The organism is Pelagerythrobacter aerophilus, assembly GCF_003581645.1.
Taxonomy (GTDB): domain Bacteria; phylum Pseudomonadota; class Alphaproteobacteria; order Sphingomonadales; family Sphingomonadaceae; genus Pelagerythrobacter; species Pelagerythrobacter aerophilus.
Map to the genome: position 1 here is coordinate 263,675 of NZ_QXFK01000014.1, position 23,956 is coordinate 287,630.

Sequence of the window (23,956 nt, forward strand, 5' to 3'; positions counted from 1 at the left end):
CTTGCGCGGAATACGATTTCATCGGATACCCGCTCCCGGAGGGCAATGCATGCGGGTCTATCTCGTGATCATGGACGAGACCGAGGAAGCGCGCAAAGCGCTGCGGTTCGCTGCGCGCCGAGCGACTGCGACGGGCGGCGCGGTGCACATCCTCGCACTGGTGCAACCGCAGAGCTTCAACGCTTTCGGCGGCGTCCAGGCGACCATCGAGCAGGAAGCGCGCGATCGCGCCGAAGTCATGGCGACCAGCGCGGCGGGCAACCTCTATTCCGAAAGTGGCAAGATGCCGACTATCGCGGTGCGAGTCGGCGAAGGCCAGGCGGTGATCAAGGACTACCTTGCCGAGCATCCTGAAGTCGCCGCGCTCGTCCTCGGCTCTGCGCCTGAGGGCGGGCCCGGGCCGCTCGTGACGCATTTCTCCGCGCACGCCGGCTCGTTGCCCTGCCCTCTCTTTGTGATTCCCGGCTCGCTGAGCCCGGAGGATATCGATCAGTTGAGCTAGGCGGCGGAGGGCTGCGCGCCCAGCGCCTTCAACCCGCGCCATTCGAGAATCACGAACAGTTCGACCGCCACGGCCTGCGCAAGGATCACGGCGTGACCGAGCGTCGTCAGTGCGTTGAAATGGAGCAGCCAGACGACAAGGCTGGCGAGCACCCATCCGGTATTGCCTGCGACCACCGCCGCCAGCAGCGGGCGCGAGGGCTTATACGCGAGGAACGCCAGCAGAGCCGTCACCGGCAAGCAGATCCATCCGGCAGCGGCAACGATCGTCATTGGCAGGCCCAGGAGGGCCGCAATGGTAGCGGTGGCGCCCACGCAGAACGCGAAGAAGATCGCGCAACTGGCCGCATCGAGCACCAGGGCTTGGGTAAGAGTGATATTGCGCATGTGCTGTACTCCGTTGGTTGGACAAGCGCATTGGTCGCAGCGGCGGCGAGGCAAGTCGATTACCTGACAGGTAATGGTGCTCACACGGCTTGGACGGTAGAACACATCCCATGGAACAACCCCCTCTCGGTGAGCTGCTGCGCGAATGGCGCGCGCGGCGGAAAGTCAGTCAGCTCGAGTTGGCGCTCGCGAGCGAAATCTCCGCACGGCACCTCAGTTTCATCGAGACAGGCCGCAGCGCGCCGAGCACGTCGGTCGTCGACCGCCTCGCGCGTGAGCTCGACATGCCGATGCGCGCGCATAATGCGATGCGAATCGCTGCCGGGTATGCCCCGGCGCATCGCGAAAGACCGCTCGATGATCCACAGCTCCGCGATGCTCGAGCAATCGTCGAGCAGGTTCTTACGGGCCACGAACCCTACCCCGCCCTCGCCGTCGACCGGGCGTGGAACCTCGTCGCAGCCAACGAAGCCCTTCCTCTGTTACTCGCCGGGGTCGCGCCGGAACTGCTCGAGCCGCCGGTCAACGTGCTGCGCGTTGCGCTAGATCCGCGCGGGATCGCACCACAGATTGCGAACTTTGCCGAGTGGCGCGCACATCTGCTCGCGCGGCTGTCGGCCCAGATCGAGGCCACGAGCGATCCGGTGCTCGAAGGGCTCGAAACCGAGCTGCGCGCAATTCCCTATCATTCGCCGGGCCCGCCGCCGCGGGCCGACGGCGGCGCGATCGCAGTGCCGTTGCAGCTCGACACGCCGCACGGGCGCCTGTCGTTCATCTCGACCACAACGGTGTTCGGCTCCCCGCTCGACATCACGCTGTCGGAGCTCGCGATCGAGGCATTCTTCCCCGCGGATCGCGAAACCGGCGAGCGCCTTCAAGCCGCGCTCGGCTAGCGCTTCTTTCCGCGTCCTTGATGGCGAATATTGGCCGGGCGTCCACGCTTGCCCTGGACGAACTTGCCCGTTTTCCGTCGTCGCGGCGTTGAGCGATCCCCGCGCGGTTCGATCGCGCTGCCGTCGGCATTGAGCGGTTCGAACTTGAGGGCGCCAGTGAGCGGGTTAGCTTCGCCGAGCTTCAGCTTGAGCCGGTCCCCGCTCGCATAGCGCGTGCCGCTGTCTGACCCGACCAGCGCCTGCGCCGCCTCGTCGTAGTAGAAATGCTCCGCACCAAGGGTCGAGACCGGCACGAGGCCGTCGCCGCCAAGTCCCATGATCGTGGCGAAGAAACCGAACGGCTGCACGCCCGTGATACGCGTGTCGAACGTCTCGCCCACTCGGCCGGAAAGCCAGGCTGCGACGTAGCGATCGATCGTGTCGCGCTCGGCCTCCATCGCGCGGCGCTCGGCTGCGCTGATGGCGTCCGAAACCTTGGATAGATCGTCGCGATCCCGGTCGGACAGGCCCGTCGTGGGCGGCAGGACGCCACCCGTCGGCGCCGGTTGCTCAAGTCTGAAAGCATCCACCAGCGCGCGGTGGACAAGCAAGTCGGCGTAGCGCCGGATTGGCGACGTGAAGTGCGCGTAAGAGCCGAGCGCGAGGCCGAAGTGCCCGGCATTCTGCGGGCCGTAGTAGGCTTGCGTCTGCGTGCGCAGCACCGCCTCCATCACCTGCGCCTTCTCGCTCTCGTCGGTCACGTCCTTGAGCATGCGGTTGAACAGGCCCGGCGTGATCACCTGCCCCAACGCGAGCGTGCGCCCGAACGTGGCGAGATAGTCCTTCAGCGCGACCAGCTTCTCCCGGCTCGGAGGCTCGTGGACGCGGTAGACGACGGGCGCGGTCTTGCTCTCCAGCGCCTTGGCCGCAGCAACGTTCGCCGCGATCATGAAATCCTCGACCACCCGGTGCGCGTCGAGCCGTTCGCGCACCGCGATCTCGGCGATCTTGCCCTGCTCGTCGAGCACCACGCGCCGCTCCGGCAGTTCGAGCTCGAGCGGATCGCGCGCATTGCGTGCGGCGAACAGGAGCTTCCATGCGCCCCAGAGATGCTGCAGATGTTCGGGCGCATTGCCCTCGTCGATCGCCTTCTGTGCACCCTCGTAGGCGACGTTGTGGGCGATCCGCACGAGGGCGCGCGTGAAGCGCCACTTGGTCACCTTGCCCTCGGGCGAGATGTGCAAGTGGCAGGCCATCGCCGCGCGGTCCTCGTCCTGCTTGAGCGAGCAGACGTCCGCACTGAGCACTTCCGGCAGCATCGGCACGACGCGGTCGGGAAAATAGACCGAATTGCCGCGCTTGCGCGCCTCGCGGTCGATTTGACCGCCGGGCCGCACGTAGAAACTGACATCGGCAATCGCGACCAGCGCGCGGTAGCCGCCCTCCCTGTCCGGCTCGGCCCAGATCGCGTCGTCGTGATCGCGCGCGTCGGCCGGGTCGATGGCGACGATCGGCAAGTGGCGCAAATCCTCGCGTTTGTCCTCGCTCAGCGGCAGCTCGGCTGCGCGCTCTGCCTCCTCGATCACGGCTTCGGGAAAGATGTGCGGAATGCCGTGCTTGGCGATGGCGATGAGCGAGAAGCTTCGGGGCTCGAGCGGATCGCCCAGCACCTCGACCACGTTGACTCCCGAACGTGGCGACCGGCCCGCAGGTTCGGCGAGGACGAGTTGCCCTTCCTCCGCCCCACCGAGATCGGCGATCGGCGATGAATTGCGCACCCGCTTGTCGACGGGCGCGAGCCAGCCCTTCCCGCTCGCGTCGATCTCGACCACGCCCATCAGCCCTTCCGTGCGGGCGGGGAGCTTCTTCATCACGTGTGCTTTCCACCCGCGCCCCGTCTCTTCGGTGCGCGCGAGAATCCGGTCGCCGGTTTTCAGCGCCGCCTGGCGCGACTTGCCCTTCTTCCCTTCGATCACCCGCAGCCGCGGCGGCGGGCTCCCGTCATCGGGCTGCCACGCATCAGGGATCGCGAAGGCTTCGCCGTCATCGATCTCGACCACGCGCAGGACGGTGACCTTCGGCACCCCACCCATCCTGTGGTAGGCGGTCTTCTTGCCGTCGATCAGGCCCTCCTCGGCCATGTCCTTCAGGCGCTTCTTGAGTGCGATTTTCTCCTGCCCCTTGAGACCGAAGGCCTTGGCGATCTCACGCTTGCCGGCAGGAGTGTCCGAAGTCTGGATGAATTCGAGGATCTGCTCGCGCGAGGGCAAGCCTTGGGTCGTACGTGACATGGCGCGGGCCTATTCCTCCAATCCCTTCGTGTCGAGCGGTGCTGCATGGCAGCTCCGTTTCGAACGAACGGGATCAGGGTTGGGTTTCGGAGATCGGCGTGAACCCGCCGGCGGGCACGGCGCTCGCGACCGGGCTTTGCATGCCGTCCGCAGTGCGCGCGCTGACGCCGAAGATCCAATCGTCGCCGCGTACGCCTTCGAGCTTCGCGCTGGTGGCGACCACGTTCTCGATCACCGGCTTCTCGCGCCAGTAAGGCTCGTCGGTCCGGCGCTGCCAGATCGTGTAGCCGGCGGCGCCGGGGACCTTGTCCCAGGTGATTTCGGTGAAGGTCTGCACCGCTGCCTCGGCAGTCGGCGCGGGAGGCATGGGAGCCTGCGCCAAAGCGTCCAGCGCGCGGACATTGAAGCGCGTCACCTTGGCAAGGTAAGGGAAATCCATTTCGTCGACGGTGTCGCCGTACGTCACGCCATTTTCGACCCGCAGGTCCTGATGCTGATGCTCGTAGTCCTCGACCGCGACCGAGATCCGCACTGCCGGGTAGCCCTTCTCCAGGAACGGAATCTGGTCGCCGCCCCGCCCCATCCGGTCGGTGCGCCAGATCTGCCGCACATCGAGACCCGCAGGATCGGCTTCGGCGAGTTCGTCGAGCCAGCGTGAAATGTTCCGACCGGGGCTGTCGTTCTCCCCGCCGTTGCGGCGCTGCGCGGCGCGGATTTCTTCGGTCAGGTCGGCACGCGGTCCTTCGGAGAATACACGCACATGCGTATCGTCGCAGTAGCCGTCCGATCCGCAGGAGCCGCCGACGATATCGTTGTTGAGCACGGCCTTGACGGTCCAGCCCTGTTCTTCGGCGTAGTCGGCCAGCAGCCGTCCGCCATAGAGGCCCTGCTCCTCGCCCGAGAGCAACGCGTAAACGATCGTGGTCGGGTATTCGTTCTGCGAGAGCACGCGTGCCGCTTCGATCACCAGCGCGGTGCCCGAAGCGTCGTCGTTGGCGCCGGGAGCGTCGCTAGTGAAGTCCGCCACGTCGGAGACGCGGCTGTCGATGTGGCCCTGAACGATCACGACCTCGTTAGGCCGCTCGGTCCCGCGCTGGATGGCGACGACGTTCACGAGACGGGTTGGTTCCGGCACTCGGTTGCCCTGGATCATGCGTTCGGGGAGCGCAATCTCCAGGCAACCGCCGCAAGCTTCGCTCGCGGCGCGGAATTGCGCTTCGCCCCAGCGCCGCGCTGCGCCGATCCCACGCGTGTCGCTACCCTGCTCGGAAAGCGTATGGCGCGTGCCGAAGCCGACCAGGCTTTCGACGTCGGATCGCAGTCGCTCCTGCGAAACGCCGTCGGCGGGATGGCCCTGCGCGGCGGCAGGGGCGGCGACGAGAAGAGCGGCAAGCGGCAGGAGTTTGTGCATGGCGCGCACTCTTGCCGTCAAAACGCTCGAATACAAGACCCGCCCAGTGGGATTGTCAGTAGGCCCTGCCGACCAGAATCCGCTCGACTGCCGGTTCTCCGGTAAACAGACATGCCCCATCGGCCGGCGCCGAACCGATCGGCACGTTTCGCACCGTCAGCTTGAGCGCCTTGAGATCTTCCACGACCTTCTCCAGCGCCGCGCCCGTGGGCTTCGCCCATTGCACTTCGACCCAGCCCGGATAGCGGCCATTGGAGGCGAAGAAGTCCTTCAGCGCGTCCATGCTCTCGATCCCGCGCGTGATATTCGCTTCGCGCCGATCGCGCGCTTCCGCGAACAGCGCCTGCTGGATTTCTTCGAGCAGCGTGGGAATCCCCTGCGCTGCATCGTCGCGGGTCGGTGTCTCGAAGGCCGGTTTGGCGTTCTCGCCCCACAGCCGGTCGCGGCGGAGGAGCGAGACGACGCCGTCCTCCATGTCACGCCCCCCGACCTCGACGATCACCGGCGCGCCCTTGCGCACCCAGTCCCAGCGCTTCGCCGCGGCTTTACCGGGCTTGTCGTCAAGCAGGACGCGCACGGGTTCGCCGAAGGCTGATGCCCCGGCGAGCGCCGCGCGCAGGCCTTCGCAGTATTCGAGCAGCGCAGCATCGCGTTCGTCGTCGCGCAGCAGAGGCAGGATCACGACCTGCCACGGTGCGAGCTTGGGCGGCACGCGCAATCCGTCATCGTCGCCGTGAACCATGATCATGCCCCCGACGAGACGGGTCGAGACCCCCCAACTCGTCGTGTGACAGAGCTGCTGCCCGCCTTCACGATCCTGATAGCGAATGCCTGCGGCTTCCGCGAAGTTGGTCCCGAGATAGTGCGAGGTGCCCGCCTGCAGCGCCTTGCCGTCCTGCATCATCGCTTCGATCGACCAGGTTTCGACAGCGCCAGGGAAACGCTCGTGCTCCGGCTTTTCGCCGGCGATCACAGGCATTGCGATGTCTTCCTCCGCACAGGCGCGATAGACCTCGAGCATACGCAGAGTGTGTTCCTTCGCTTCTTCCGCGTTTTGGTGCGCGGTATGGCCTTCCTGCCAGAGGAACTCGCTGGTGCGCAGGAACATACGCGTGCGCATTTCCCAGCGCACGACATTGGCCCACTGGTTGAGCTTCAACGGCAGGTCGCGCCAGCTCTGCACCCAGCGTGCCATCGCATCGCCGATGATCGTTTCCGAAGTGGGCCGGACGACCAGCGGTTCTTCCAGCTTCGCTTCGGGATCGGGCACCAGTCCGCCCTCGCCGTCGGCAATGAGGCGGTGATGGGTGACGACCGCCATCTCCTTGGCGAAACCTTCGACATGGCTCGCCTCGCGCTCGAAGTTCGAGAGCGGGATGAAGATCGGGAAATAGCAGTTGTCGTGCCCCGTGGCCTTGATCCGGGCGTCAAGCAGGCGCTGCACGCGCTCCCAGACGCCGTAGCCCCAGGGCTTGATCACCATGCACCCGCGCACGCCCGACTCCTCGGCCATGTCGGCGGCGGAGATCACTTCCTGATACCACTGGGCGAAATCGTCGGCGCGCCTGGTGTTGAGCGCATGGCGGATCTTGGACACGTGAATTCCTGCAGTTCGTCGTCGGTGAAGGCCGGCCGTTCGCGCTACTTGTCGAGTTCGTCCAGCTTTTTCTGCATCGCGGCCATCTGCTCGCGCAGTGCGGCGAGTTCCGCGTCCGGCTTGCTGGGACGCGTCGCTTCGTCCTTCTTAGCGCCAGGAATGAAGGCCTCGGTCGCAGCCCTCATCATCGCCATGTTGGTTTCGGCGATCCGGGCGAAGGGATTGTTGCCCATGCCGCCCTGGAACGCTTCCTGCAGCTTGGCCTGGTTCTCGCGAAAATTCGCCATGCTCGCTTCGAGATAGCTCGGCATCATGGCCTGCATCGAATTACCGTACATCGAGATCAGATCGCGCAGGAAGCTGACCGGCAACATGTGCTCGCCGCTCGCTTCTTCCTCCATGATGATCTGGGTAAGGATCGAATGGGTTATATCGTCGCCCGTTTTCGCATCGACCACCTGGAACTGCACGCCCTCCCGGGTCATTTTCGCGAGGTCCTCGAGCGTTATGTAGCTCGAGGTACCGGTATTGTAGAGGCGCCGGTTGGCGTACTTTTTGATGGTGATCGGATCACCCGCCCCGCCCTGGTTCCTGGCCATTGAAATTCCCGAGATGCTGCGCTTTCTGCTGCATTAGCAGGTGCAGTATGTGCAGCGCAACATCGCCGTCTGTCACCTACGGAAACGGCGCCCCAGCGTGGTCAGAAGCTCGTATTGCGAAAGCCCGGAAGCCTCGGCCATGGCCGGCAGGTCGAACGGTACGTCCAGCCAGTCGCCTTCGCGGATCGCCGGCGCGGCTCTGAGGTCGACCACGACCATATCCATCGACACTTTGCCGAGCAGCGGCAAGCGCGCCTCGCCGCAGCGCAACACGCCCGACCCGCGGCAGCGCAGGAATCCGTCGGCGTAGCCGAGTGACACGACACCCGCCCGCATCTCTTCGTGGGCGGTAAACGCAGCGTTGTAGCCCACGCTATCGCCGGGGGCGAGTTTGCGCACCTGGATCACCGCGACCTGGGGATGGGCGACTTGCCGGATCGTACCTGCAAGTTCGCCACGCGGAATACCGCCGTAGAGAGCGATGCCCGGCCGCGTGAGGTCGAAGGCGTAGTCAGAGCCCAGCGCGATCCCGGCACTGTTGGCCAAACTGTACCGCAGCGCGGAAACCGATCCCCCGACGGTACGAAAACGCTCGAGCTGGCGCGCGTTGAGCGCGCTGTCCTCATCCGCCGAAGCGAGATGCGACATCAGTAAATCGATCTCGAGCGCCGCGATCATCGGATCTCCGATGTCCGCAAGCGACACGCCGAGGCGGTTGATCCCGGTGTCGACCATGAGATGACATGGTCCACCGCCCGTTTCGAGCCAGCGCTTCGCTTGTTCGATGCTGTTGATGACCGGCCTCACCCCGACCGCCCGCGCATAGATCGCATCCTCGCCACGCACCGGTCCGTGCAGCACCGAGACCTGCGCCGGAGGCACATGATGCAGCACCTGAGGGACCTCGCTCCAGTGTGCGACGAAGAAGTCACGAGCGCCCGCATCGCTCAGCACGGGGGTCACTTTGTCGGCACCCAGCCCGTAGGCGTCGGCCTTTACCGCCGCGCCTGCGCTCGCAGTGCCCGACATCGTGTCGAGCGCGCGCCAGTTGGCCGCCAGCGCTTCTTCGTCCAGTCGCAGCCGCAAGCTTGGCGGCGGGAGATCAGGCATCGGCTTCGAAGTCTCTCGGCGGTCCACCAGGAAGGCCCCACCAGGCCACAACGGCACCGAACGCGACCACCGCCCAAGTATACCAGAGTCCCGCGTAGACGTCGCCCGTCCGCGCGACGATGATACCCGAGATCAGCGGCAGGAAGCCGCCGAGATAGCCCGCACCGATGTGGTACGGGATCGACATCGACGAATAGCGGATCTGCGGCGGGAACATCTCGGAGAGCAGCGCCGCCACCGAACCGTACGTCAAGGCCGAGAGCATCCCCAGACCGAGCAGAAGCGCGACGATCCCGAGCACATTGATCGCCGGTGGCGACTGGCGCGAGAAATCGAACCCGCGCGCTTCGAGCGCTCCGAGCAATCCGCTGCGCCTCGCGCCGGCATCCTCGAACCACGTCGTATCGAGCGCGATCGCTTCTCCGCCGACAGTCAGCCCGAGAGTATCCGACGGCTCGACGGAATAGGAGACGCCGTTTGCCGTCAGCGTTTCGAGCATTTTGCCGCAGTCGCTCTGCGCGCGTCCGAACAATTCGGCGAAAGGATCGGTCGAGCACTGTGTGCCCGTGATGACCACCGGGTTCGCCTCGGCCGCTTCGGCGAGCCCGGGATTGGCGAGCTTGCCCATGCCCCAGAACATCGGGAACAGCAGCACCAGCGCCAGCAGCGCACCGATGATGATCGGCTTCTTGCGTCCGATCCGGTCGGACCAGCGCCCGACAACGAGGTAGAACGACATCGCGATCAGGCCCGCGACGAACAGCACGATTTCGACCAGTTGCTCGTCCATCCCCATGGGACCGCGCAGGAATGAGAGGCTGGAGAAGAACGCAGTGTACCAGATCGTCGTCAGCACCCCGGTGATGCCGAACAACGCTACGAAGATCCGCTTCCCGTTGCCGGGATAGCGGAAGCTCTCGGCGAAGGGATTGGCGGCGGTTTTCCCTTCCGCCTTCATCGCCTGGAACACGGGGCTTTCGTTGAGCTTCAGACGCATCCACAGCGAGATTGCAAGCAGCACGATCGAGAGCAGGAACGGCATGCGCCAGCCCCAGGCGGCGAAATCATCCTCGGGAATGAGCAGCCGGCATGTGAGCACGACCGCGATCGACAGCACGAAGCCGCCGACCACGCTTGCCTGGATGAAACTGGTGTAGAAGCCGCGTTTCTCGGGCGGTGCATGCTCGGCGACATAGATCGCAGCACCCCCGTATTCGCCCCCGAGAGCGAGCCCCTGGAGAATGCGGAAGCCGATCACGATGATCGGCGCGGCGATCCCGATGCTGGCCGCGCTCGGGATCATGCCGACGCCTGCCGTCGCGATGCCCATCAGGGTGACCGTGATGAGGAAGGTGTATTTGCGCCCGAGCCGGTCGCCGAGGAAGCCGAACAGAATTGCGCCCAGCGGCCGGAACCCGAACCCCACTGCGAACCCGGCCCAGACGAGCAGCAGTTGCAGCGTCTCGTTGCCGCTCGGGAAGAACGCCGCACCGATCAATCCGGCGAGCGTTCCGTAGATGAAGAAATCGTACCACTCGAAGATCGTGCCTGCCGATGAGGCTGCGATCACCAGGCGGATTTCCTTGTCGGTCGGCTCCCGGTGCGCCATCGCTGCGCTTTCACTCATCCGGCTATCCCCTCTCCCTTTGGAGGCGATTTAGCCCTTCGCCACCGCCTTGGAAAGCGCAGCGCGCGCAGCTCTCCACGGAAGGAGGATGGCACCATGCCGCCCCGGATGCGCGCGCGCGGCGGCGATCTTCTCGATCCCCGGCCATGCGGGCGTGTCGCCGCCGGCGAGCCAGCTCGCGATCGCGTCTTCCGCGGCGGCAATATCGTCGGCAGCCGCGCCGTAGGCGCCATCGGCAAAGATCGCGGCGGACGCCTGGCCGACGGCGCAGGCGGAGACTTGCATGCCGACCCCCTCGATCCGCCCTGCATCGTCGCACCGCAGCCCGACGGTCAGCGTGCTGCCGCATGTGCGGGAGATCGCTTCACCACGCCAATGCAGATCGTCGCTGAGCGGCATGTCTGCGAGCGAGACCGCGAGGGCGAGCAACTCGGGCGTGTAGAGAGGCCCAGGGGCGGCGGTCATGTCGTCGCTTCGGCTTCTGCCTCGGCTTCGCGGCGCAGTTGCGCGCGGCGCTCACGAACGATCTCGACCAGCTCGTTGGCGCTGGCATTGACCACCGGATAGGTACGTGCGGTCGTGATCCAGTCGGGCCGTCCGGCCACGCCCCATATCGTGTCGTAGCCAAGCACGAGCAGCGAGAACGCCAGCACGACGATCACGGCACCCTTGATCATGCCGAAGCCGAAGCCGAGCACACGGTCGATCGGGCCAAGGATCGAATTGCGCGATGCTTTCCCGGCGCGACCGGCGATCAGTTTCATCGCCGCATAGGGAATCAGCAGTAGCAGGGCGAAGGCCAGCACGGCCGCGCCCGTCTCCGTGCCGACGTAAGGCTCGATCCAGGTGTAAAGCGGCGTGTGGAGCGCCCGGATTGCGAACAGCGCGAGAATCCATGCCGCCAACGAGAGCACCTCCTGCACGAAGCCGCGCATGAAGCCGCCGATCGCGGCCACCGCAACGATGATCAGCACGATGATGTCGAAGATCGCCATAAGCACCGCTGAATTAGGTGGTGGCCATAACCTGGTCAACGAGATTGGCGAGTTGCCGAATACCGCTATAGCGGAAGGCGGACGAGCCCGCGGGGGCTGACTTGTCCTCGACCGGCCCAAATCCGCAATCGAAGCCAAGCTTGGCCGATTCGCGCAGGCGCAGCGCGGAATGGGCGACGGGACGCACTTCGCCGGCGAGCGAGACCTCGCCGAACCACACGCTCTTGGCCGGAAGCGGCCGGTCGGCAAGTGCAGAAACCAGTGCCGCCCCAACCGCGAGGTCGGCCGCCGGATCGGTAAGCCGATATCCGCCCGCAACGTTGAGGTAGACTTCCGCCGAGCTGAAATTGAGTCCGCAGCGTGCTTCCAGCACGGCTAGCAGCATCGCCAGGCGCCCGTTGTCCCAGCCCACGACCGCGCGGCGCGGCGTCGCTCCGCTCTGCAACCGCACGATCAGGGCCTGAACTTCGATCAGTACCGGCCGCGTGCCTTCCAGCGCGGGAAAGACGGCGCTGCCCGCCATCGGCTCGTCGCGGCTCGAAAGGAACAGCATCGAGGGATTGGCGACTTCGTCGAGCCCCTGCCCCGCCATGGCGAAGACGCCGATCTCGTCGACGGGGCCGAAGCGGTTCTTGAGGCTGCGCAGAATGCGGTACTGATGGTTGCGCTCCCCTTCGAAGCTCATCACCACGTCGACCATGTGCTCCAGCACGCGCGGGCCGGCGATCGTGCCGTCCTTGGTCACGTGGCCGACAAGCACGAGAGCGACGCCGTTCTCCTTGGCATAGCGGATCAGCTCGAACGCGCACCCGCGCACCTGGCTGACGGTGCCCGGCGCACCCTCGATCGTGTCCGAATGCATGGTCTGGATCGAATCGATCACCAACAGCGCAGGAGGCGGCATGCCGTTCAGGGTGGTGAGAATATCCCGCACCGACGTCGCTGCTGCGAGACGGATCGGAGCGTCCGCGAGTCCCAGGCGCGAGGCCCGCAAGCGCACTTGGCCGGCTGCCTCCTCCCCGCTGACATAGACTGTCTCGCTACCGGCCTTGGCGATCTTCGCCCCGGCCTGGAGCAACAGCGTCGACTTGCCGATGCCGGGGTCACCGCCCATCAGGATTGCCGAGCCGGGCACGAGCCCGCCGCCCAGCGCGCGGTCGAATTCCGCGAGACCGGTGGTACGCCGGGTTAGCGTCTCCCCCGGCGCGTCAAGCGGCTCGAACGCAATCGCCCTGCCCCCGCTCGACAGATCATGCTTTTGCGAGAAAACGGTGGCCGGTGCCTCTTCGACCAGCGTGTTCCATTCCGCGCAATCGGGACACTGGCCCTGCCAGCGGTGGGAAACCGAGCCACAGGCCTGGCAGACATAGCGCTTCTTCGACTTCGCCATGGCAGCGCGATAGACGGAACATTTGTGGAACGCAATTGCCTTCGCGGCAATTGGCCGTCACAAGGCGCCCAATGCGGCAGAAGGAACTGAGGATCGCACTGGTCTGCTATGGCGGGGTCAGCCTGGCGGTCTACATGCATGGCGTCACCAAGGAGATCTGGAAGCTCGCCAGCGCGAGCCGCGCGTTCCATGCGTCCGATCCGGCCGCCGATGGGGTACAAGGCGTCTACCGCGAACTTCTAGAGGCGATCGAAGCGGAGCACGGGCTCAAGCTGCGCGTGCTGCCGGATATCCTCAGCGGCGCGAGCGCCGGTGGGATCAACGCGGTGTTCCTCGCCCAGGCGATTCACTCCGGCCAATCGCTCGAACCGCTGACCGAACTCTGGCTCTCGGCGGCCGACGTCGAGCGTCTCGTCGATCCCGAGGCGGAGCCCGTCTGGCGCTTCGCCAAGTATTGGGCGCAGCCGCTCGCCTGGTGGGTGCTTCAGCGCCCCGGCAACGCGGTGTCCGAGAGCGTGGCGCCCGAGACGCAGGCGGAAGTGCGGCGCAAAGTCTCGAGCTTCATCCGCGGCCGCTGGTTCGAGCCGCCGTTCTCGGGCATCGGGTTCTCGCACCTTCTGTTCGAGGCGCTGAACGCGATGGCGAAGGTGCCCTGCGGCAAGCCGCTGCTGCCGCCGAGGCATCCGATCGACCTCCTGGTGACGACCACCGATTTCCGCGGACATTTGGAGCTGCTGCGGCTCAACAGCCCGCCTGTGGTGGAGGAAAGCGAGCACCGCCTTCCGATCGGCTTCACTGCCCGCATTCCCGCGGAAGGCGGGCACGATCTCGCCGACCCCCTGGAGCTCACGTTCGCCGCGCGTGCCACCGCGAGCTTTCCCGGCGCGTTCCCGCCGCTCCAGCTTCAGGAGATCGACCGCCTCGCGAGTGAGCGTAAGGTCGAGTGGACCGAACGGCACGAGTTCCTGGCGCGGGTGATGCCCGTGAACTTGCGACAAGGTTCGGCCGAGGGAATCTCGCTGATCGACGGTTCGGTGCTGGTCAACAAGCCGTTCGAAGGTGCGATGCGCGCGCTGCGCGGTCGCCCGGCTCAGCGGGAAGTCGACCGCCGCTTCGTTTATATCGACCCGCGACCCGACCGCACGCATTCGATCCGCGAGCGGAACGACGATCCAGTCGGCTTCTTCGGTGCGATCTTCGGATCGCTGTCGACGATCCCGCGCGAGCAGCCGATCCGCGACAATCTGGAAGTCCTGGAACGTCAGTCGCACGAAGCGGAACGGCGGCAGCACATGATCGCCGCCCTGCGGCCCGACGTCGAAGCGGCGGTGGAGCGTCTGTTCGGGCTGACGCTGTTCCTCGATCGGCCAACGCCAAGACGGCTCAACGCATGGCGCGCAAAGGCACAGCAGGCCGCTGCCGAGCAGGCCGGCTACGCCTTCCAGTCCTACGCGCAGGCGAAGTTCACCGGGATCGTCGAGAGCCTCGCCGAACTGGTGTTCGATGCCGCTCCGGAGCTCAAGCTGCCGGATTCCCGCCCGATCATCGCCGTGCTGCGCAACGCCCTTGCGGAACGGGGGCTCGACCGGCTCTCCGCACCTTCGGGCGGCGCGAGCGCGGAGGCGATTACCTTCTTCCGGGCGCACGACGTCGGCTTTCGCGTACGCCGCCTCCGCCTGCTCGCCCGCCGGCTGTCGCGCGAATGGGATGCCGACCCGGAGATCCCGGACGCGGCGGTGGAGGAAGCGCGCGACGCGATCTACAGGATTCTTGCGCTCTACTTCGCACGCGAAGGGGCGACCGATCTGGGCGAGGACTTCCCTCTGCTCGCAGCCAAAGTGCTCGACGATCCTTCCGCCGTGATCGATGCACTCGCGGCCCGTCGGCTGCTGCCCGAGGTCGACGATCTGGCGGAAGAGATGCTCGCCGAAGCGCTCGAGAAGATGCCGAAAAATCTCAGGCGTCCGACGCTGCTGACCTATCTCGGATTCCCGTTCTATGATGTCGCGACCTTGCCGCTGGTGCGCGACGAGGCGCTGACCGAGTTCGATCCGATCAAGGTCGACCGGATCAGCCCGGACGATGCCCGCTCGATCCGCGAAGGCGGCACGCGCGCCACTTTGCGGGGGATCGAGTTCTACAACTTCGGCGCGTTCTTCAGCCGTGCCTACCGCGAGAACGACTATCTCTGGGGTCGCCTCCACGGGGCGGAACGGATGATCGACCTGGTCTGCTCGACGATCGAGGGGGGAGAGCCGAAAGTCGATGCGTCGGCGTTCAAGCGCAAAGTCTTTCTCGCGATCCTGGACGAGGAGCGCGAACGGCTCCGCGCCGATCCGGGATTGCTTGAGCGAATCCGCAGTGAAGTGCTGGCGACCGAACGGATCTGAGCGACCGGCTCGCTAGCTAGGCGCCGAATGCGTCCTTCAGCCGCTCGAAGAAGCCGCGGCACTCCGGGCATTCCTCGCCCGTCTCGGTCTCGCGGAACTGCTCGAGCAACGCCTTTTGCTCCTTGCTGAGCTTCGTCGGCGTCTCGACCGCGATCTCGACCACCAGGTCGCCCCGCCCGCGACCCTGAAGCACGGGCATCCCGGCGCCGCGCACGCGCAGCTGCTTGCCCGACTGGATGCCGGCCGGAATGTCCACGATGTTGGTCTCGCCGCCGAGATCGGGGATCTCGACCTTGCCGCCCAGTGCAGCGGCCGTGAAGCTGATCGGAACGCGGGAAAGGAGCGTCGTCCCCTCGCGCTGGAACACCGGATGCGGGCGGACATGCACGAAGATGTAGAGATCGCCCGGCGGTGCTCCGCGCGGGCCGGCCTCGCCCTTGCCGGTAAGGCGGATGCGCGTGCCGGTATCGACACCCGGCGGGATTTCCACCTCGATTGTCTGGGGGCGGTCGACGCACCCTTCCCCGCGGCAGTCGCGGCACGGGCTCACCAGCACTTCACCGCGTCCGTGACAGTTGGGACAAGGGCGTTCGACCACGAAGAAGCCCTGCTTGGCGCGGACCTTGCCGTAGCCGTTGCAGAGATTGCAGCCGCGCGTGCTCGTGCCCGGCGTCGCGCCCGAGCCGTGACAGGTTTCGCAGGCCTGCGAGACTTCGATCTCGATCTGGGTCTCTTTGCCGTGGAACGCCTCTTCGAGGCCGATCTCCATGTCATAGCGGAGGTCGGCACCGCGGCGCGGCTGCGTTCGGCCGCCACCGCCGCCGAAAGCGCTGCCGAAGATCGTCTCGAAGATGTCGCCGATATCGGCGAAGTCCGCACCCGGATGGCCACCGCCCATGCCCTGCTGGAAAGCGGCATGACCGAAGCGGTCGTAGGCCGCGCGCTTCTGTGGGTCCTTCAGGCAGTCGTAGGCGACGCTGATCGCCTTGAACTTGGCCTCGTTCTCCTTGCACCCTTGGTTGCGGTCCGGGTGATACTTCATCGCCAGCTTGCGGTAGGCGGACTTGATCGTCGCGCTGTCCGCATCGCGGCTGACCTCGAGAAGCTCGTAGAAATCGGTTTCGGTTGCCGGCATGGTGTCCCCGCCCCTTAAAGACCTAGCCGCCGCCGGAGCGGGCTGCACCGGCGGCGGTCTGGATCTTCATCGGGCGTCTCAGCCCTTGTTGTTGCCGTCTTCGTCGACTTCGGAGAACTCCGCGTCGACCACGTCCTCCTCCGAGCCGCCCTCGCTTCCGGCGGCGGCGCCGTCGGCCGGAGCATCGGCCGCGGCGGCCTGCTCCTGGCTATAGATTTCCTGACCCATCTTCATGGCGAGATCGGTCAGCGCCTGAGCCTTCGCGTTGATCGCGTCGACGTCGTCGCCTTCGAGCGCGGTCTTCGCCTCGGCCAGCGCGGCTTCGACCTGGCCCTTGAGATCGGCGCTGATCTTGTCGCCATGCTCTTCGAGTTGCTTCTGCGTCGCGTGGACCAGGCTGTCCGCCTGATTGCGAGCCTCGGCGCTTGCGCGGCGCTTCTTGTCCTCTTCGGCAAACTTCTCCGCGTCCTGCACCATCTGCTCGATGTCGCTTTCGTTGAGGCCGCCGGAGGCCTGGATGCGGATCTGCTGTTCCTTGCCCGTGCCCTTGTCCTTGGCACTGACGTTGACGATGCCGTTCGCGTCGATGTCGAAGGTGACCTCGATCTGCGGCACGCCGCGCGGCGCAGGCGGGATGCCGACCAGGTCGAACTGGCCGAGCATCTTGTTGTCCGCGGCCATCTCGCGCTCGCCCTGGAAGACGCGGATGGTCACCGCGTTCTGGTTGTCCTCGGCGGTCGAGTAGGTCTGCGTCTTCTTCGTCGGGATCGTGGTGTTGCGGTCGATCATGCGGGTGAACACGCCGCCGAGCGTCTCGATGCCGAGCGACAGCGGGGTCACGTCGAGCAGCAGGACGTCCTTGACGTCGCCCTGCAGCACGCCCGCCTGGATCGCCGCACCCATGGCGACGACTTCATCCGGGTTGACGCCGGTGTGCGGCTTCTTGCCGAAGAATTCTTCGACCACCGCATGCACCTTGGGCATGCGGGTCATACCGCCGACGAGGATCACTTCGTCGACGCCGCTCTTGTCCACGCCAGCATCGGCAAGCGCCTTCTTGCAGGGCTCGAGCGTACGCTTGATCAGATCGCCCACGAGCTGCTCCAGCTTCGAGCGGGTCAGCGTCTCGACCAGGTGCAGCGGGGTGGAGCTGCCGCCTTCCATGCGCGCGGTGATAAAGGGCAGGTTGACCTCGGTCTGCTGGCTCGAGGAAAGTTCGATCTTGGCCTTCTCGGCCGCTTCCTTGAGGCGCTGAAGAGCAAGCTTATCCGAACGGAGATCCATGTTCTCCTTCTTCTTGAACTCGTCAGCCAGGTATTCGACCAGCGCGCTGTCGAAGTCCTCGCCGCCCAGGAAGGTGTCGCCGTTGGTCGACTTCACTTCGAACACGCCGTCGCCGATCTCGAGGATCGAGATATCGAACGTACCGCCGCCGAGGTCATAAACGGCGATGGTCTTGCCGTCGTTCTTCTCCAGCCCATAGGCGAGTGCGGCCGCGGTCGGCTCGTTGATGATGCGCAGCACTTCGAGGCCCGCGATCTGGCCGGCGTCCTTGGTCGCCTGGCGCTGCGCGTCGTTGAAGTATGCGGGAACGGTGATGACCGCCTGCGTAACGGTCTCGCCGAGATAGCTTTCGGCGGTTTCCTTCATCTTCTGCAGGATGAAGGCGGAAATCTGCGAGGGCGAATACTCGGTACCGCCGGCTTCGACCCAGGCGTCGCCGTTCTTGCCCTTGACGATATCGTAGGGGACGAGCTCCTGATCCTTCTTGGTGGTCGGATCGTCGTAACGGCGGCCGATCAGGCGCTTGATCGCGAACAGCGTGTTGTCGGGGTTCGTGACCGCCTGACGCTTCGCGGGTTGGCCGATGAGGCGCTCGCCATCCTTGGTGAACGCAACGATCGAAGGCGTCGTGCGCGCGCCTTCGGAATTCTCGATAACCTTGGGCTTGCCCCCATCCATCACGGCAACGCAGCTATTCGTCGTGCCGAGGTCGATACCGATTACTTTCGCCATGGTTTCCCTATTCCACTTCCGATAGTTGGACGCCGCTCACTATGCCCCCCGGAAACCGGCAGGACTGCTCGGCGGCTCGATTACGTGCGGGATATAGGTTCGGTTTCTGTTGGCACAAGGGACGCTGAGAGCTAGCCTCGCACGGTGTTCAGAGGGGAGAAACGATCATGAAATCATCCATCCTAGCCGCTGCGGTTCTGTCCGCCGCCGCGTTCGGCCTCGCTTCCTGTGGGGATGGCGCCACCGAGCAGGCAGTCGAAGCGCCCGAAGGTGTGCCGGGGCTCACCGTCACGAACGCGAGGATGGTGCTCGCACCGGTAGAGGGCAATCCGGCAGCAGTTTATTTCGATCTCGCTTACGACGGCGACCGCAATGTCGCGCTCACGCGGGCACATGTCGAAGGGGCGCAGAGCGCCTCTCTCCATGAATACGGCGAGTGGAACCGGCAGGTGCAGATGCAGGAGATGTTGCCGCTGGTTCTCAAGAAAGGCGACAAGGTCGCCTTCGAACCGGGCGGCAAGCATGTAATGGCGATGGGCGTGGCGCCCGAGCTGCAGCCGGGCGGGAAGACCGAAGTGACTCTCACCGTCTCCGGCGGTGACAAGACCACGTTCGAGGCCGAGATCCGCGGCCCCGGGGAAGAGCGCTGAGCGAAGCGGTCGTTCCTGCCGCCGTGCCGGTATGCCCGGCCGGCGGCGAACGGCCGCTCACGCCGGGCGAGATCGCGCTCGCCCGTTCCGTCTTCGGCGAAGCGATCGACTATTCGAAGGTCACCATTCGCCGCCGCAAGTTCTTTCCCCTTCAGCCGCGCAAGATCACCATGGCGCCGCGTGGACATCTGCACTTCCACCCTCTGGGCGAGGCGTACTGCGACGATTTCGCGCAAGTCTCGGTCATCCGCCAGGGTCTCTTCATCCACGAGATGGTCCACGTCTGGCAGGCGCAGACGAAGGGAAGCTGGTGGCTCGTGTTCAACCGAATGCCGTGGGCGCGCTACGACTATAGCCTCAAACCCGGATGGCCGCTCGAACGGTACGGTATCGAGCAGCAAGCGGAAATCGTGAAACATGCCTTTTGGCTGCGCAACGGTGTGAGAGTCGCAGGCACACCTGACGCAGCGGCGTACGACCTCCTGGTGAGGTTTCCCGGCGTCTCTTGAACGCGAGACCATCCCGCAGCGGGAAAGGTGCAACAAGAAAGGGCCGCCCCCGCGGGACGGCCCCTTTCCACTCGATCCAGCGGATCAGAAGTAATCGCGATAGCGATCGTCGTTGCGGCAGTCGTCGTCTAGGTAGCGGCCGTTGCGATCATACCAGCCGTCGCAATCGCTGTCCTTGTCCTTGAAATAGCCGGCCAGGCCGCCGATCGCCGCGCCGGCGATCGCATAGGTTTCAAGGTCTTCTCCAGTGATTGCAGCCGCGGCCGCACCGGCCGCCGCGCCGAGGCCCGCACCTTCGACCGCATAGTTTTCCGCACAGGCGGACAGCCCGAGCGACGAAACGAGCAGGGCCGGGGCGAGCAGCATTGTGGCTTTCATAGCGATTCTCCGTTGCATCCCTGTGCTGCGTGCTACGGGCTGCGTAGACGAAGGTTCCGTCCGGGAGCGGCCGATGCGGTGAATCGAGAGCGGAGTCAGTCGTATTCGACGCCGGGGAGCCCCTGTCCGCCGTCCGCAATGAAGGTGTCGATCCGCTTTTCCAGCACGGGCAGCGGGACCGAGCCCAGCGAGAGCACGACATCATGGAACTTGCGTATGTCGAACCGCTCGCCGAGCGCCTCTTCCGCCTTCGCGCGCACGCGCCGGATCGTCATCTCGCCGAGCTTGTAGGCCAGCGCCTGGCCGGGCCAGCTGATGTAGCGGTCGACCTCCGTCTCGACCTCGTGCCGAGACAGCGCCGTGCGGGTCGCGAGATAGTCGATCGCCTGCTCGCGGCTCCAACCGTAGTGATGAACGCCAGTGTCGATCACCAGCCGCGCAGCGCGCCACATTTCGTAGCTGAGCTGTCCGAAGCGTTCATAAGGGGTGCGGTAGATGCCCATCTCGTTGCCGAGATATTCGACGTAGAGCCCCCAGCCTTCGCCGAAGCCGGAGAAGTAGGTCTGCCTGCGGAAAGGCGGCGCCTCTGCCTGTTCGAGCGCCACACCGGCCTGGAAGCTGTGCCCGGGGATACACTCGTGCAGCGTCAGGGCCGGGATGTTGTAGAGGGGCCGCGACGGAAGATCGTAGGTATTCATCATGCACGCATCGAGTCCTCCCCGTCCTGCCGTGTAGAACGGCGCGATCGCGTCGGGCACAGGACGAATGGTGAAGCGGTGGCGCGGGAGGAAACCGAAGTAGTCGGCAATCACTCCGTCGACCCGCTTGGCGGTGTAGGCTGAGACGCCCATCAGCTCGTCCGGCGTATCCGCGACGAACTGGGAGTCGGTGCGCAGGAATTGCACGAATTCCGGCAAGGTGCCTTCGAATCCGGCATCGGCCTTCACCTTCTCCATCTCTGCGGTGATCCGCGCGACTTCGGCCAGGCCGATCTCGTGAATCTCCTCCGCCGTCAGGTCGAGCGTCGTGTACTGCTCGATCTGCTGTTGGTAGTAGGCGGCACCCTCCGGCATTTCCTCGGCAGCGAGCGTGGTGCGCGTCTGCGGCAGGTATTCGTTGCGGAAGAAGTCGAGCAGCTTGGAAAAGGCCGGCGTAACGCTCTCGGCGATCGCCGCGCGGCCTGCCGCCTTGAGCCGCTCGGCTTCGGCGGCGGGGATGCGTTGGGGCATCTCGGCGAAAGCGGTCCAGAACGGGCTGTCCTCGACACCCTCGACCACGCTCGATGCGATCGACGCATCCCGCCCCTCGAGCGTCACGCGCGGCACGCTGAACCCGCGTTCCAGACCGGCGCGGGCGTTGGCGATGTGCTCGTCGAAATAGCGAGGAATGTCGCGCATGCGACCGATGTAGCGTTCGTATTCTGCCATGGTGGTGAAGCCGGTACGCGGGGCGAGGTAGCTCCAGAAACTGCTGTCGCTGTCGAACGGCATCTCCCATTCGCGGAAGCGCGCGTCGCCGAGGTCGCCTTCGAGCAGCGTGCGGAACACTGCGGCGTCGGTGCGCGACGACGGACTGAGGGCGCTCTCGTCGAGCGCCGTCAGCCGCTCCAGGAACTCCTTCGCCTTGGCGGCGCGCGCCAGGTGAGCTTCGGGGGTGACCGATGCCAGCTCGCTCCCGGGCGCGGTGCTGCCGTTGCCTTCCTCGATCTGCTTGTACTGCGCCAATTGATAGGCGTAGTACTCACCGGTCAGGGCGGAGAGCCGATCGTCGGCCGTTTCCTGCGCCTGCAACGGCGCAACGACAACGCAGGCGGCAACAACTGCCGCCGGAAACGTAAACCTCATCGATCCTCCCTTCGAAGTTCTCGTTACTTGGCGACGCTCACCATGGCGGGCCGCAGCAGGCGATCCTTGATCATGTAGCCGGACTGCAACTCCTGCACGATCGTGCCGGGCTCCTGCCCCTCGCTGGCCGGAACTTCCATCATCGCCTGATGGACGTTCGGGTCCAGCGGCAGGCCGGTCGCGGCGATACGCGTAATGCCGTGCTGCCCAAAAACCTTCTCGATCTCGCGCTGCGTCGCCTCGATTCCGGCGAGAAACCGGCTCATCTTCTCGTCTTCGCGATATTCGGCGGGCACCGATTCGAGCGCACGGGCGAGATTATCCGCGACCGAAAGGATGTCGCGCGCAAAGCCCGTGGCGGCGTAGTTGCGCGCGTCCTGCACGTCCTTCTCCAGCCGCCGCCGGACATTTTGCGTCTCGGCGCGCGCGTAGAGCACGTCCTGCTTGGCAGCATCCAGATCGGCACGCAGCGCGGCGAGCGCTTCTTCGACGCCGCCTGCGTCATCGCCGTCTTCGCCGTCGCCATTGTCGAGGAAGTCCTCGGGCACGCCTTCGAGTTCCTTTTCAACGGCTTCGTCGTGCGGCCGCTTGTCGTTGTCGCTCATGATTTTTCGTGTCTATCCGATGAGTTTACCCAGGGATCGGGCGGTGAAGTCCACCATGGGGACGACCCGCGCGTAATTCAACCGAGTCGGGCCGATCACGCCCAGCACGCCCACCACCCTGCCTTCGCGGTCGCGATAGGGCGAGGCGATGACCGATGAACCGCTGAGCGCGAACAGCCGGTTCTCGCTGCCGATGAAAATGCGCGTCGCCTCAGCCTCGCGCGCGCTTTCGAGCAATTCCGCGACCGACTGCTTGTTCTCCAGGTCATCGAGCAGGGAGCGGACCCGTTCCAGGTCCGAGAGCGCGGCCTCGTCGAGCAGCTTCGCCTGCCCGCGGACGATCAGGACCGGACGCTGCGCCGCGTCCTCGCTCCATACCGCGAGCCCGCGTTCCACCAGGCTTCGGCTCGCTTCGTCGAGTTGCGAGCGGCCGGAGGCGATCTCGCTGCGCATCGCTGCCACGGACTCAGGCAGTGTGCGCCCTGCAAGGCGCGCCGTGATGTAGTTGCTCGCCTGTTCGAGCAATTGCGGTGAGACCCCCTCACCCAGCTCGATCACGCGGTTCTCGATCGCTCCGTCTTCGCCGACGAGCACCGCGAGCACCCGTCCCTGACCCAGGTTGACGAGGCTGAGCTGTGCGAGGCGTGGCTCCAACCGCGGCACCATGACCATGCCGGCCGCGCCGGAAATATCCGAGAGGATCGCGCTCGTCTGTTCGAGCGCCTGTTCGATCGGGCCCGGTTCGGCGAGGCGCCGTTCGATCGCCTTGCGTTCCTCGCGCGTGGGCTCGGCAACTTGCATCATGCCATCCACGAAGAGACGCAGGCCGCTTTCGGTCGGCATCCGCCCTGCGCTGGTGTGCGGCGCCGCAAGCAGTCCCAGTCCCTCCAGGTCCGCCAGTACGGACCGGATCGACGCCGGCGAGAGGTTGAGCCCGCCTTCGCCCGCGAGCGCTTTGGATCCGACCGGCTGTCCGCTGTCGAGATAACCCTCGACCACCAGGCGGAATATAGCCCGGGCGCGATCGGTGAGTTCGGTGACGGGAGGTGTCGGCATCGCGTGTTCGATCCCGGCGTCAGCCGCCGGCAGCCTGATCCTGTTCGTAGCGGAACCGATCTTCCAAGGTGCCGACGAGATCGTCGAGCGGCAGTTCCTCCCATGCTTCATAGAGGCGCTCGGCGTTCTCGGCCAGACCGGGCTGACGGCAACCCATGTACCAGTCGAGCGTGGTCTCCGTGCCGTCAGTATAGCGCCAGGTGACGACCACGCTCGCGTGGTCGGTCGCCGTCGGACCGTCGCAATTCTCGAAGCCGTACTTCTGGCTGGTTTCCGGACGGAAGGGCGCGAGCCGCTCGGTAAAGGCGTCCCACTCGGTCGGGCTGGCGGTGAACGGACGCTCGCCCTTCACGGCGACGAACCGCTCACCGCGAAAGGTTCCCTCGCCCGACCGCCCAACTTCGACATTGAAAACCGGGCAGGCGCCGAAACACGGGCCGGTGGAGAATGCGATGGATTCGACCGCACCTGCTCCGTGCGCGGTGGTCTCGGGTGCGGATACCGGAGTGCAAGCCACAAGCGTAAGCGCCGCAAGCGCGGCCGCATATCTGAACATGATCGAATCGCTCCTTCGTCGATGCTGGTCACCAACG

Annotated in this window: 22 protein-coding genes; 5 read left to right on the plus strand and 17 right to left on the minus strand. The window is 65.5% G+C overall.

What is annotated here, in order from left to right:
• Positions 1 to 49 precede the first annotated feature (49 nt).
• Positions 50 to 502, plus strand: a complete 453-nt coding sequence (locus D2V04_RS05120; protein WP_119512205.1) for a universal stress protein — start codon at positions 50 to 52, stop codon at positions 500 to 502.
• On the opposite strand, the gene D2V04_RS05125 is transcribed toward D2V04_RS05120, so the two are convergent.
• Positions 499 to 888, minus strand: a complete 390-nt coding sequence (locus D2V04_RS05125; RefSeq protein WP_119512206.1) for a hypothetical protein — start codon at positions 886 to 888, stop codon at positions 499 to 501. The genes D2V04_RS05120 and D2V04_RS05125 overlap by 4 nt on opposite strands.
• Before the next feature lie 110 nt (positions 889 to 998).
• Between D2V04_RS05125 and D2V04_RS05130 the strand changes: the two genes are divergently transcribed.
• Positions 999 to 1,781 carry a helix-turn-helix domain-containing protein gene (locus D2V04_RS05130; RefSeq protein ID WP_119512207.1) on the plus strand — a complete coding sequence of 261 codons (783 nt, stop codon included), beginning with the start codon at positions 999 to 1,001 and terminating at the stop codon, positions 1,779 to 1,781.
• Here the strand turns inward: D2V04_RS05130 and rnr are convergent.
• The 9 genes from rnr to radA all read right to left on the minus strand — a co-directional run bounded on the left by rnr (position 1,778) and on the right by radA (position 12,780).
• Complete coding sequence (gene rnr, locus D2V04_RS05135) at positions 1,778 to 4,051, minus strand: ribonuclease R (RefSeq protein ID WP_119512208.1); 2,274 nt, start codon at positions 4,049 to 4,051, stop codon at positions 1,778 to 1,780. The two genes, D2V04_RS05130 and rnr, sit on opposite strands and share 4 nt — an antisense overlap.
• Positions 4,052 to 4,124: 73 nt before the next feature.
• Complete coding sequence (locus tag D2V04_RS05140; RefSeq protein WP_119512209.1) at positions 4,125 to 5,462, minus strand: M28 family peptidase; 1,338 nt, start codon at positions 5,460 to 5,462, stop codon at positions 4,125 to 4,127.
• Positions 5,463 to 5,517: 55 nt separating this feature from the next.
• A complete protein-coding gene (locus tag D2V04_RS05145; protein ID WP_119512210.1) occupies positions 5,518 to 7,059 on the minus strand; it encodes an aminoacyl--tRNA ligase-related protein in 1,542 nt (513 codons plus the stop codon).
• 44 nt (positions 7,060 to 7,103) lie between these two features.
• Positions 7,104 to 7,658, minus strand: coding sequence for a polyhydroxyalkanoate synthesis repressor PhaR (gene phaR / locus D2V04_RS05150; RefSeq protein WP_119512211.1), 555 nt, complete (start codon positions 7,656 to 7,658; stop codon positions 7,104 to 7,106).
• Between the two features lie 72 nt (positions 7,659 to 7,730).
• Complete coding sequence (locus D2V04_RS05155) at positions 7,731 to 8,768, minus strand: alanine racemase (protein ID WP_119512212.1); 1,038 nt, start codon at positions 8,766 to 8,768, stop codon at positions 7,731 to 7,733.
• Entirely contained in the window at positions 8,761 to 10,395 is a 1,635-nt protein-coding gene (locus D2V04_RS05160) for an MFS transporter (protein WP_119512213.1), read from the minus strand. Before D2V04_RS05160 ends, D2V04_RS05155 begins: the two co-directional genes overlap by 8 nt.
• 30 nt (positions 10,396 to 10,425) lie before the next feature.
• Positions 10,426 to 10,860 (minus strand): iron-sulfur cluster assembly scaffold protein, encoded by a 435-nt coding sequence (locus D2V04_RS05165; RefSeq protein ID WP_182849669.1) that lies wholly within the window; start codon positions 10,858 to 10,860, stop codon positions 10,426 to 10,428.
• Entirely contained in the window at positions 10,857 to 11,390 is a 534-nt protein-coding gene (locus tag D2V04_RS05170; protein ID WP_119512214.1) for a CvpA family protein, read from the minus strand. Before D2V04_RS05170 ends, D2V04_RS05165 begins: the two co-directional genes overlap by 4 nt.
• Positions 11,391 to 11,403: 13 nt before the next feature.
• Positions 11,404 to 12,780, minus strand: coding sequence for a DNA repair protein RadA (gene radA / locus D2V04_RS05175; RefSeq protein WP_119512215.1), 1,377 nt, complete (start codon positions 12,778 to 12,780; stop codon positions 11,404 to 11,406).
• A 71-nt stretch (positions 12,781 to 12,851) separates the two neighbouring features.
• Between radA and D2V04_RS05180 the strand changes: the two genes are divergently transcribed.
• A complete protein-coding gene (locus D2V04_RS05180) occupies positions 12,852 to 15,170 on the plus strand; it encodes a patatin-like protein (protein ID WP_119512216.1) in 2,319 nt (772 codons plus the stop codon).
• 16 nt (positions 15,171 to 15,186) lie between these two features.
• Here the strand turns inward: D2V04_RS05180 and dnaJ are convergent, their stop codons facing one another.
• Entirely contained in the window at positions 15,187 to 16,305 is a 1,119-nt protein-coding gene (gene dnaJ / locus D2V04_RS05185) for a molecular chaperone DnaJ (protein ID WP_119512217.1), read from the minus strand.
• 78 nt (positions 16,306 to 16,383) lie between these two features.
• Positions 16,384 to 18,321: a molecular chaperone DnaK gene (dnaK, locus tag D2V04_RS05190; protein WP_119512218.1), complete on the minus strand. Its 1,938-nt coding sequence runs from the start codon at positions 18,319 to 18,321 to the stop codon at positions 16,384 to 16,386.
• Between the two features lie 167 nt (positions 18,322 to 18,488).
• Between dnaK and D2V04_RS05195 the strand changes: the two genes are divergently transcribed.
• Positions 18,489 to 18,971 (plus strand): copper chaperone PCu(A)C, encoded by a 483-nt coding sequence (locus tag D2V04_RS05195; RefSeq protein WP_119512219.1) that lies wholly within the window; start codon positions 18,489 to 18,491, stop codon positions 18,969 to 18,971.
• Between the two features lie 23 nt (positions 18,972 to 18,994).
• The gene (locus D2V04_RS05200) at positions 18,995 to 19,480 is read left to right on the plus strand and encodes a vgr related protein (protein WP_119512220.1); all 486 of its coding nucleotides are present in this window, start codon (positions 18,995 to 18,997) and stop codon (positions 19,478 to 19,480) included.
• An 84-nt stretch (positions 19,481 to 19,564) separates the two neighbouring features.
• Here D2V04_RS05200 and D2V04_RS05205 read toward each other — a convergent pair whose 3' ends face one another.
• From D2V04_RS05205 to D2V04_RS05225, 5 genes are all read right to left on the minus strand, one after another.
• The gene (locus tag D2V04_RS05205; RefSeq protein ID WP_119512221.1) at positions 19,565 to 19,858 is read right to left on the minus strand and encodes a glycine zipper domain-containing protein; all 294 of its coding nucleotides are present in this window, start codon (positions 19,856 to 19,858) and stop codon (positions 19,565 to 19,567) included.
• A gap of 95 nt (positions 19,859 to 19,953) precedes the next feature.
• On the minus strand, positions 19,954 to 21,702 hold the full coding sequence (locus tag D2V04_RS05210) for a DUF885 domain-containing protein (RefSeq protein WP_119512222.1): 1,749 nt from the start codon (positions 21,700 to 21,702) through the stop codon (positions 19,954 to 19,956).
• A 23-nt stretch (positions 21,703 to 21,725) separates the two neighbouring features.
• Positions 21,726 to 22,307, minus strand: coding sequence for a nucleotide exchange factor GrpE (locus tag D2V04_RS05215; protein WP_119512223.1), 582 nt, complete (start codon positions 22,305 to 22,307; stop codon positions 21,726 to 21,728).
• Between the two features lie 12 nt (positions 22,308 to 22,319).
• Positions 22,320 to 23,363, minus strand: a complete 1,044-nt coding sequence (gene hrcA, locus D2V04_RS05220; RefSeq protein ID WP_119512224.1) for a heat-inducible transcriptional repressor HrcA — start codon at positions 23,361 to 23,363, stop codon at positions 22,320 to 22,322.
• Between the two features lie 19 nt (positions 23,364 to 23,382).
• Complete coding sequence (locus D2V04_RS05225; RefSeq protein WP_119512225.1) at positions 23,383 to 23,919, minus strand: DUF6438 domain-containing protein; 537 nt, start codon at positions 23,917 to 23,919, stop codon at positions 23,383 to 23,385.
• Between the last annotated feature and the right edge of the window lie 37 nt (positions 23,920 to 23,956).